This is a genomic window from Dethiosulfatibacter aminovorans DSM 17477, from assembly GCF_900142005.1.
GTDB classification, from domain to species: Bacteria; Bacillota; Clostridia; order Tissierellales; family Dethiosulfatibacteraceae; genus Dethiosulfatibacter; species Dethiosulfatibacter aminovorans.
In genome coordinates this window covers 61,630-72,606 of record NZ_FQZL01000011.1, presented here as the reverse complement: position 1 = coordinate 72,606, position 10,977 = coordinate 61,630, and the positions used below count along the sequence as shown (strand labels likewise).

General features: G+C 42.1%; 10 protein-coding genes. 2 read left to right on the top strand and 8 right to left on the bottom strand.

All coding sequences use genetic code 11. The features are described from left to right. Window positions 1-2: 2 nt before the first annotated feature. Window positions 3-1,250, top strand: a complete 1,248-nt coding sequence (locus tag BUB05_RS08920) for a lactate/malate family dehydrogenase (RefSeq protein WP_073049253.1) — start codon at window positions 3-5, stop codon at window positions 1,248-1,250. Next, complete coding sequence (locus tag BUB05_RS08915) at window positions 1,243-2,292, top strand: flavodoxin family protein (RefSeq protein WP_073049252.1); 1,050 nt, start codon at window positions 1,243-1,245, stop codon at window positions 2,290-2,292. The genes BUB05_RS08920 and BUB05_RS08915 overlap by 8 nt, the downstream gene beginning before the upstream one ends. Before the next feature lie 48 nt (window positions 2,293-2,340). Here BUB05_RS08915 and cobO read toward each other — a convergent pair whose 3' ends face one another. The 8 genes from cobO to katG form a co-directional block, all read right to left on the bottom strand. Next, the gene (cobO, locus tag BUB05_RS08910) at window positions 2,341-2,859 is read right to left on the bottom strand and encodes a cob(I)yrinic acid a,c-diamide adenosyltransferase (RefSeq protein WP_073049251.1); all 519 of its coding nucleotides are present in this window, start codon (window positions 2,857-2,859) and stop codon (window positions 2,341-2,343) included. A 1-nt stretch (window position 2,860) separates the two neighbouring features. Then, a complete protein-coding gene (gene cobS / locus BUB05_RS08905) occupies window positions 2,861-3,604 on the bottom strand; it encodes an adenosylcobinamide-GDP ribazoletransferase (protein WP_094762813.1) in 744 nt (247 codons plus the stop codon). 17 nt (window positions 3,605-3,621) lie between these two features. After that, window positions 3,622-4,368, bottom strand: a complete 747-nt coding sequence (locus tag BUB05_RS08900; protein WP_073049250.1) for a hypothetical protein — start codon at window positions 4,366-4,368, stop codon at window positions 3,622-3,624. Window positions 4,369-4,382: 14 nt separating this feature from the next. Beyond that, complete coding sequence (gene cobU, locus BUB05_RS08895; RefSeq protein ID WP_073049249.1) at window positions 4,383-4,958, bottom strand: bifunctional adenosylcobinamide kinase/adenosylcobinamide-phosphate guanylyltransferase; 576 nt, start codon at window positions 4,956-4,958, stop codon at window positions 4,383-4,385. Window positions 4,959-5,069: 111 nt separating this feature from the next. After that, window positions 5,070-5,300, bottom strand: a complete 231-nt coding sequence (locus BUB05_RS08890) for a helix-turn-helix transcriptional regulator (protein ID WP_073049248.1) — start codon at window positions 5,298-5,300, stop codon at window positions 5,070-5,072. Next, window positions 5,300-5,737 (bottom strand): hypothetical protein, encoded by a 438-nt coding sequence (locus BUB05_RS08885; protein ID WP_073049247.1) that lies wholly within the window; start codon window positions 5,735-5,737, stop codon window positions 5,300-5,302. The genes BUB05_RS08890 and BUB05_RS08885 overlap by 1 nt, the downstream gene beginning before the upstream one ends. A 182-nt stretch (window positions 5,738-5,919) precedes the next feature. Further along, the gene (locus tag BUB05_RS08880) at window positions 5,920-8,268 is read right to left on the bottom strand and encodes an ABC transporter permease (RefSeq protein ID WP_073049289.1); all 2,349 of its coding nucleotides are present in this window, start codon (window positions 8,266-8,268) and stop codon (window positions 5,920-5,922) included. Between the two features lie 221 nt (window positions 8,269-8,489). Then, window positions 8,490-10,706 (bottom strand): catalase/peroxidase HPI, encoded by a 2,217-nt coding sequence (gene katG / locus BUB05_RS08875; protein WP_073049246.1) that lies wholly within the window; start codon window positions 10,704-10,706, stop codon window positions 8,490-8,492. Between the last annotated feature and the right edge of the window lie 271 nt (window positions 10,707-10,977).

Here is a 10,977-nt window from a genome sequence, read left to right as displayed (position 1 = left end):
TTATGAAAATCTTTTACTATTCACTTAACAACAAAAAGCTGTTTTCACTTACAAAGCAAAAAAATCTCAAGGCTGCTGAAGGAACTGATTTCTTCAGCGGCGATAATACAATATATTTCCTTGGGTCCTTGCCCCTAAACAAATCAAGAGGAAGTTTCTGCATTTCAGATTCTTCTCTTCTTTTTGCCGAAAAGGAAAACCTGGATTTGCTCAAGACTCCGGAAAACAAACCTGCAGTTCCTGAAAACCTGTCTCTGAAGATTTCAAACAGACAGGTTGTATATATCAATACGACTTATCCAAAATGGAGAGATTTACTTGACTATACCACACCTGAAAAATGGAAGGTTAACATCCTTGCCCTTGGTGATGTAGGCAGCACCCTCCTAATAGGTCTTAAACTGCTTGGAGGAAACACCATATCTAGAATCGGCATCCATGACAGGATTCCAGAAAACCAGAAAAGGTGGGAAGTTGAAATGAACCAGGTATCCCTGCCATTCAACAACAATCTTCCTGAAGTTGAGATAGTTGAATATGACGATCTTTTCAACTGTGACATGTTTGTGTTCTGTGCATCCAAGGGAGTGCCTCCCGTGGGCACTTCGGTAAAGGATGTAAGGATGGTACAGTTTGAAGAAAATGCAAAGATAATAAGGGAATATGCAAAACTGGCAAGAAAAAATAATTTCAAGGGAAGGTTCTCTGTAGTATCGGACCCAGTGGACCAGCTGTGCTACACAGTATTCAAGGAAAGCAATACGGATGATAACGGAAACTGGGACAACAAGGGACTGTTCCCCGAACAGATAAAGGGCTATGGTCTTGGAGTAATGAATGCACGGGCAATCTATTATTCAAAACAGGATGAAAAACTTAAGGAATATGAACATAAAGGAAGAGCATTCGGTCCCCACGGAAAGGACCTTGTGATAGCTGACAATATCTACGACTACAACAATGAAAATTCATTGAAGCTTACGGAACAGACAGTGAAGGCCAACCTGGCAATAAGGGACCTGGGCTACAAGCCATACATTGCCCCTTCCCTTTCATCGGGAGCCATTTCACTGTTGGCAACAATGACCGGTCAGTGGCATTACAGCTCCAACTTCATTGGCGGAGCCTACATGGGAAGCAAAAACCGGAATCTTGAAACGGGAATGGAACTTGAAAGAATCAAGATGGACAAGGAACTTGAAAAGAGACTGTTGACCACTTACAACAAACTGAGGGATTTCAATGAATGATCTGTATCTGATATGTCCTGGAAAAATGTCTGACCTCCAGAGGGAAATACACGCTGTTTCTCTGAAAGACAAGAAATATAAAACAATAGACACTTTGGAAAAACTTGATAAAATCAATGACGGGAAGATTGTATTTTCAGTCTATATAGACAAAAGCGGTATAAACATTCCCTTGATGGAAATGCTAAAAAAAATTTCAGCAGATATGGACTTTTTCAAGGGTTCTTCAGCAGTGGTTCTCATACACGGAGATTCGGAGCTGTTCACCAAATCCATTGGAAGACGAATAATCTTTTATTTGAATCAGTCCGGCGCTTCATTCATAGGAAGACCCATGCTTGAAGTTACTGGTTCCATGAAAAACCTGGTCCATATAGCCATGGCGGAAAACCTCAGCCTAAAAGAAGCCTGCCTCAAGTCATCTACAGACCTCGTCAACAGGCTTGTACAAAACAAACCCGTAAAATCCGGGAATGAACAACCTGAACTTCTAGTCCTGCATTCAAGCAACTGGAGAACCTCAAACACTTTAATGCTCTGGAAAGAGGTAAAAAGCAACCTGAAAGGAATACACGTAAATGAAATCCATATAGAAAACGGCTCTGTAAGAGACTGCATAGGATGTCCCTTCAAGACCTGCAGCCACTACGGCCAGCAGGAAAGATGCTATTATGGAGGTATAATGGTAGAAGATGTATATCCAGCGGTACTGTCATGCGATGCTTTGCTGCTGTTGTGCCCAAATTACAACGACTCAATCTCTGCAAACCTGTCGGCTGTAATAAACAGGCTGACGGCACTTTTCAGAAAAACCCAGTTTTATGACAAGTATCTATTCTCAATCATCGTTTCAGGTCATTCGGGAAGCGATATTCTTGCTGAGCAGCTAATAAGCGCCCTGAACATAAACAAGACCTTCAGGCTTCCACCGGGATTTTCAATGATGGAAACGGCTAACGATCCCGGAGCTGTACTGGAGATTGAAAACATCAGAACACGAGCAAAGGATTTTGCAGAAAAAATAAATGAGACTCTTACTTGAGTCTCATTTTTTTGACATTTAATTTTCAAATTTTTCATACCATATGCATCAACGTTCTATTCCATCCCGCGCTAAAAGACCTTTAGTGCTGTAGTAATGCTTTACTTCCTTCATTTCCGTAACCAAATCCGCCAGGTCATAAAGCTCTTTTGGAGCATATCTTCCCGTGATTACAACTTCCACCTTTTCATCCCTGTTCCTTATGGCTTCAATAATATCCTCAACATCGAAAAGCTTGAAATACAATGCTATTGTAAGTTCATCGAGAATTACCATATCGTATTCTCCGGACTTTAATACATCAGTACATTTCCTGAGTCCTTCCCTGGCAGCCTCCTTGTCCTCTTCAGCAGGGTCTTCAAATATAAAGCATCCCCTGCCCAGCTGTTCTATGTCAATGTTATCCACAATATCCTTAATTTTTGTTTCGTTGTACTCCATATCCTTCACAAACTGTCCTATATAGACCTTCTTGCCGGACATGGCAGCCCTCAGCGCCAAACCAAAGGCAGCAGTTGTTTTCCCTTTTCCGTCACCTGTATACAAGTGTACATATCCCTTGTCCATATCAATATATTATTGAAGATAAAATCAGGAATATTATCTGTGACAACTCACCAATAAATCCCATTGTATCTCCAGTCGTTCCTCCCAAAACTTTTTTTAAATACTGTGTAATCAATGCAACCAGAACAAAAGTTATACCAGCCGGTATCATAAGCTTATATCCTGCAAACACTGAAACCAGTGCAGTGAACAGTATTCCTATATATCTTTCCCTCTCGCCGCAGTTTTCAACAAACATTGTCCCAAGACCCATTTCTTCCTTTGCATAGCTTGAAATGGAAGCAGATGACAGTACCGAACTCTTTCCTACAACGCCCATCATCAGTATTGCTCCCGGAGTATTTTCTGCAAACAGAATCACATAGCTAATCATAAGAAGTGAAATGGATATTGCCCCAAAGGAACCAACCCTGCTGTCCTTCATTATTTCAAACATTCTGTCTCTGTCCCTTCCGCTGAAGATGCCGTCGAAGGTATCAGCTAGACCGTCTATGTGAAGGCCTCCAGTTATCCATATGTAGAATATAAGCATCACGAGGCCGCCTACATATGGACTGGCAAAAAACAATGCATGTTTAAGGACAAAAAGTCCCAAACCTATGATAAGTCCGATCACAGGAAGGAACATTATGCCTATGCAATAATCATCCTCGTCGAATTCATGTCCATATTTCATTGGTATCCTCGTGAAGAAAGCAATCATCATGGACAAACTTCTCATTATCTGTTTCATATTATTTTTCATAAAATCATCCTGTAAGTTTATTTTGTTCTTATTTCACCAATCACTTCATATGGTATGGTCAGACAATTTTCAAAGTCATCTTTTTTTTCCTTTGGTAAAGTGACAACAGCACAAGTTGCCGGTCCTGCTGATTTTTTTAGGTCAATTTCAGCATCGTCGTAAAGCAGCAATTCAGCTTCATCAGCAACATTCAGCTGTTGCAGTTCATAAAAAAGTCCCTTTGAACCTGCCGGTATCACCTCATTTATGCACCTTGAATCCAGGAGCTTCCACAACTCTTTTGAATTGAGAATCTCTCCTCCATCGTCAATTACCTCCTGGCCCACCTTTGGGATTCCAATTACTGCTACAAGGTCTCCAGCATTGCTTTCTGGAAGTGAAAAATCATCCCTGCTCTTATAACCTATTACTGACAGACCTATACCTGTCTGTACGGTCTTGAAATTCTCCTCGGTACTTCCGGTAAGGATGAATTTCATCTCAGGAAAGTAATCATTCATATATTCCCTTATTCCTTCTATTACCATTTTACCAGTATCATCCATTTCTGCGCAAACATTGTTTATTATTACTGAAGGCTTCACCCGCAAGGAGGCAAGCTCGCAGCATATTACATTCATGGTTATATATGCCATCCTGTCGGGAGACAACTTCACTACATCGTGTTCCTTAAGTCCGATTCCTCCACAGGAATCACAGGCCACAACCATGTATGCATCTCCCATGAGTACCACTGATAGATCCCTGACTGTCATCAATTCCATAATCCACCAGCCTGTTATGCGTCTATTTCAAGCTTTTTTATATCAACACCTATACCTGAAACTGCCAGTATTACCTTGTCCGCCTGGGATGCAATGTTTTGATTGATCCTCCCGGCTATGTCTCGATACATCCTGCTGATTCTGTCAATAGGCACTATACCCATTCCAAGCTCGTTTGTCACTATGACTATTGTCTTGTCGTTTTCCCTGGATATTTTAAGAAGATTTTCAATATCCTCAAGTATTTCACTTTCCAGTACATCATACTCATCAAGATCAGTTTCATTACCCAACCTTTTGTCGAATAACCTATTGGAAAGCATTACAGTTATGCAATCAAGCAAAATATATTTGCATTTCTTGAAATCGTCATTGTCTACAAGCTTGTGAAAATCCTTGTAGGTCTCAGCCAGCTTCCATCTTTCATCACGTCTCTCCTGATGCTTTTTTATCCTGTCCACCATTTCCTCGTCAAAGGCAATGGAAGTCGCTATATACAGTATGTCTTCCTTCTTGCCAAGCAGTATCTTTTCAGCAATAGTGCTCTTGCCGCTTCTTGCACCACCTGTCACAAGTATTATTTCACTCATATTATGCTCCTAAAAAAAGCACACATTGCAAAAAAATGTGCGCAGTCGTTAAATAAATTATATTTCAGTTGAACCGGTATGTCAAGATATGGCTGGAACAACAGCCGGATTTCAACGATTTCCATTAGCATCCTTAAGTTCAAACAATTCCTCAACACTGACTCCCAGCTCCTTGGATATCCTCATTGCAAGAATAAGGGAAGGATTGTACTTGTTCTTCTCAAGTGCAACTATTGTCTGCCTTGTGCATCCTGTTGCATCGGCAAGCTCCTGCTGGGTTATGTCTGCGAAGCCTCTCCTGATCTTCCTGATATTGTTTTTTAGTGTATATTCCTTCTTCATCAGTTTCCCAGCCTTTTGTACATTATAATAGTGCAGATTGAGCTGGAAACATTGGCCACTATGACCAGGCTGTAGGCGATGAACCAAAGCCATCCCACATTAACCGTGCCTGCAGATTCATATTTAGTGTATATGCTTATTGTAACCAGGAATACATAAAGCAGTGTCACTATATAACTTGCTTCCATCGCTTTTCCAGTCACTGCTGCATCCCTCTCATCACTGTCGACTTCATTGCCTTTCCCTCTGAATGCCATTCCAAGTATGGCATCTCCTCCGAATCCTGTCAGAAACAGTATCGCCAATATTATCTTTTCAGCCCTGTTGTCCGTCCAGTTTACTATGGTATTCGCTCGTGAAAAAATCAGAATGAACCCCACAGCAACTATTGACCAGATTATCAAATGTATAATGGATTGTCTCAACTTCTTTGACATAAGATCACCTTTTTTATAACTATTCAAGCCATTCCAATTGTAATTGATCAAATAAACTTAACCTTTCTTCCTACCTATATTATATAATATTTTATACTAAATGTAAACTATTTCATACATTACAAATTGTACGCATATCCCTTCCGGAAAATCAACTGATTTAAATGCCTAACAACTGAACCTTATGTCATCCTGCTCTTGAGTGCATCAATGAAGTCAAGATTTGTTATCTTCCTGTATGTGGTAAGCTGTGCAAGCGTCAGACACAGTATTGTGTACAGTATCGCCTTGATTATTAGACTCACGGTAATCGGTGCATTGAATACATACATATCCGTTACATATATTGTCCTCATGGAGTCGATAATCACTTTTCCCATTGGAAGGCCATAAACCATCCCCACGAGTGACATCACTGCATTTTCCCTCAATATTATGTTGAATATCTCACCTTTTGTGAAACCCAGAACCCTCAATGATGAAAATTCCAGCTTCCTCTCATGAATACTCATCATTGTCATGCTGTATATTATTACAAATCCCAGTATTCCGGAGAAGAAGACCATGAAAGATATGCTGATTTTTGTGAGGTCCAGATATTCCAGGAACATGTCCTGCATGTCATTCATGGATTGGAAGCCTCCTACATTTTTCAGCTCGTTCAGCTCCTGGGATATATTTTCATCCGTCATCATCAGGGCACCGGTGAGCGTATTCTTTCCTGCCAGTGTTTCTCTCATATAATTTATATTCATGTAGCCGTTTATGCCAAGATTTTGATTTACCATCCCCTTGACTTCAATGTACACGTCGTCCATATTTGGAATGAAGTTTCTGACAAGGATCCGGTCTCCAACATCAACTCCCAATACAGTTCCCAGATTTGATGAAATGATCATTCCTTCATCAGGCAGCGGCACCTCGTTCCCGACAAAATCCCTGAATTTGTAGAAAGGAGTGTCCTTTTCAACACCGACAATTTTGACGTATATCTTTTCCCGTCCATATTGCATTTCAAAGGGAAGCTCAATCTTTCCCTCGATCAAGTCCGGACCAATGAGTTTTTCAAGATCCTTCAGTGCATTTTCATTTACCGGCTGCATGAACTCAACACTGTAGTCCATTGCCAGAAAACCGCCGAAATAATTTATGAAGACTACTGTCAGCATGTCTATCATCCAAAAGGTCATCATTCCCATGGCTACCGTAAAAGCCGCACCTAGACTTATGAATACGGACTTCTTCTTTTCCCTGAATATGTACTTGTATATCATCTTCCATGAAAAAGTCAACCTGTTCCATATGAAAGTTATTCTTTCCATAAATATGCTGTGTCCCGTTACTGTCGGCTCATCTCTAATTGCATCTGCAGGAGTCATGGATACAGCCTTCCTGGCTCCGAACATGCCGGCAAAGGTACAGAATATCGAGGAAAGAATCATTGCCCGGGCTATGTTTTCAGGGTATATTGTGAATTTCATGACCGGTATATAAAAATATTCAAGGAAAAGCATGGTCATGGCCCTTGACATCAGTGTACCGAGGATGGTGCCGATTCCTCCGCCTACAATTCCTATGCTCACAGCATACATTGTATAGTGGGCGATAATCTTTGTCCTGGAATATCCCAGCCCTTTCAATATACCTATTATCACCTTGTCCTTCTTCACATTCCTTGATATCATGGCTGCCAGTATTGCTGCTGCAACAAATAGAAATACTACAGGGATGAATCCTGAAACCTGTTTTATGCCATCAATTTTAGCAACAAGAATACTGTTGCTCAACTGATCCTCTTTCTCGATTATCCTTTTCAGTCCGTTTTTATCAAGTTCTTCATCAAGAACCTTCTTGGTATCCTTAAGTTTGTCATAGTTGTCAAGCTTCAAGACCACATCATTGTATTTCCCCGTAAGACCGGTTATCTTACCGAGATATTCCTTTTCAATGAAGGCAATTCCGAATTTGTCAGGTCTGGGGAATATGGTCTGCTCATTTTCCATGATATATGCATATTCAGGATGTGCCACCAGCCCCTTGACCTCAAAGGTATATTTCCTTCCGAAAATCTGTATGTCTATTTCGTCGCCTATTTCAATTCCCCGTGCTGTGGCGAATTGTGAAAGAAGGAGTATTTCCCTTTCCTCTATTTCGCGTTTTCCTTCCTCAACATAAAGCTGACTGATCTTGTTGAGCTCGGCATCTGCGGAAACTATTCTCAAGGTCACCTTCTCATCCTTATCCTCGGATAAAAACGGCGCGTCAAAAACAATCCTGCCTTCCGCGGATTCTATATTTTCTAGTTTTTCAAGTTCTTCTGTTTCCTTGTCTGAAATCTGCATGAGTTCAACAAACACATCACCGAAGTTTGTGACATCGTAAAATTCGTTCATCGAACTTTCAAGGCTGGTTGAGGCATTGTCCATAAAGGTGTACATGAACAATCCCGCAATTACAACTATAAGAATGGATATGTATTGACCTCTTGAATGCATTATCATTCTAAAAAGTCTGAGGTTTAGTTTTTTCACAATTATCAATCCTTCCATTTGGAAATCAATTCAAAAAAACAACTGACATTTCTGTCAGTTTAATTGTATCACGAGTCAGCTTTCACGGTCAAACAAAGTATGTTCACTATTGTTTTTTATATTACATAGCAGATTATAGTTTTCATTATGCAAAAAGGTACCAGCACCGGAAAAATACTCAATTCCTCCACTGCAGGTACCTTGATATTCCATTCAAGACCTTAAATTGTCACTGTCTCCTTTAGTTTTACATCGAATCTGTCTGCATTCATAACCTTGTTCCATGCCGCTATGAAATCATTTACAAACTTCTCCTGGGAATCGTCGCAGGCATAAACTTCAGCAAGCGCACGGAGCTGTGAATTAGACCCGAAAACAAGGTCCACACGGGTTGCAGTCCACTTGAGTTCACCGGTTTTTCGGTCGCGGCCGTCAAAAACGTCTCCATCCTGGGTTGTCGCCTCCCATACGGTGCCCATATCCAAAAGGTTTACAAAGAAATCATTTGAAAGTGTTTCCGGTTTGTTGGTGAATACTCCCCGCTGCGATTGTCCGTAGTTGGCATTCAAAACACGCATGCCGCCTATGAGAGCTGTCATTTCAGGTGCAGTCAGTGTCAGAAGCTGTGCCTTGTCGACAAGAAGCTCCTCTGCAGGTATGGAAAACTTGGCCTTTGTATAGTTTCTGAATCCGTCGGCAGCAGGCTCCAGCACTGCAAATGCATATTTGTCAGTCTGTTCCTCTGTTGCATCGGTACGTCCGGGAGTAAAGGGTACAGTCACTTCCATACCGGCATTCCTTGCCGCCTGTTCTATACCGGCACATCCGCCCAGAACAATCATGTCGGCCATCGAAACCTTCTTGTTTCCCGACTGGGAATTGTTGAACTCGTTGACTATAACCTCAAAAGTTTTCAGAATCGGTCCCAGTTTTTCAGGCTGGTTGACTTCCCAGCCATTCATTGGTGCAAGTCGGATACGGGCTCCATTGGCTCCTCCTCGCTTGTCGGAACCCCTGAAGGTCGAAGCAGACGCCCAGGCTGTTGAAACAAGCTGGGATACGGAAAGGCCTGATGCAAGAATCATGCCCTTAAGTTCTTTTATATCATTCTCGTCAATCATTTCATAATCAGCTTCAGGTACTGGATCCTGCCAGATCAACACCTCTTCAGGAACCTCGGGACCAAGATAACGGGATCTGGGACCCATGTCCCTGTGTGTCAACTTGAACCAGGCCTTTGCAAAGGCTTCTTCCAGCTCTTCAGGATGCTCAAGGAATCTTTTTGAAATAGGTCCATATATTGGATCCATCCTGAGTGCAAGGTCTGCAGTTGTCATCATAGGAGCATGCCTCATTTTTGGATCCTCCGCATCAGGCACGGTATCTGCCGCTGCCGGATCGGTAGGTATCCACTGCCATGCACCTGCGGGACTCTTTACAAGATTCCAGTCATACTTGTAAAGGGTTTCAAGATAGCTGTTGTCCCATTTGATAGGTGTAGGATTCCAGGCACCTTCAATACCGCTTGAAATGGTATCTCTTCCCTTGCCTTTACCATAGCTGCTCTTCCATCCAAGTCCCTGCTCTTCAATGCCAGCTGCTTCCGGTTCGGGTCCTACATGTTCGGCACTTCCAGCACCATGGCACTTGCCGAAGGTATGTCCTCCTGCTATGAGGGCCACAGTCTCCTCGTCGTTCATGGCCATACGCGCAAAGGTCTCCCTGATATCCTTTCCTGATGCAACAGCATTGGGTTCGCCGTTGGGGCCTTCGGGATTTACGTATATGAGTCCCATCTGTACTGCTGCCAATGGATTGTCAAGTTGCCTGTCACCGGAATAACGGTTGTCTCCAAGCCACTCGCTTTCATCTCCCCAGTAGGTATCCTCTTCAGGCTCCCATATATCCTCTCGGCCGCCACAGAAGCCATAAGTCTTGAATCCCATTGATTCAAGGGCGCAGTTTCCTGCCAGTATCATAAGGTCGGCCCAGGATATCATTCTGCCATATTTTTTCTTGATTGGCCAAAGCAATCGTCTTGCCTTGTCCAGGTTTACATTGTCCGGCCAGCTGTTCAGCGGAGCAAACCTCTGATTCCCGGTGCCTGCTCCTCCCCGGCCGTCATTTATGCGGTAGGTGCCTGCGCTGTGCCAGGCCATCCGAATGAAAAGTGGTCCGTAGTGCCCGTAGTCTGCCGGCCACCAGTCCTGTGAATCTGTCATGAGATCAAAAAGGTCCTTCTTGACTGCCTCAAGATCCAGCTTCTTGAACTCTTCAGCATAGTTGAAATCCTCATCCATAGGATTTGCCTTTGACGAATGCTGCCTGAGAATGTTGAGATTCAACTGGCAGGGCCACCAGTCCTTGTTTGAAGTACCGCTGCTTGCCATTGTTTTTTTGCCGTGTCCGGTTACGGGACATTTGTCTTCTACATGCATAATTATTCCTCCTATCATTTTTTAACTTTTGCACAGTGAAACCGTGAATATTAATCTTTTGAAAAAATTCAGTATGATTAAGCAAGTCTTTTGTAAAATGAAATGTCATCCCATAAGGATTGACGAAGAAACTTTCAATACTATCATTATATCATATTTGTTGATTATTTCGAAATACATGGAAAATTATGGTTGTGTAAAATTAATGAATAACAACAAGTTCATTCATCTCGACTTGAATGAACTTGCTGCTTCATTGTATACTTGTATT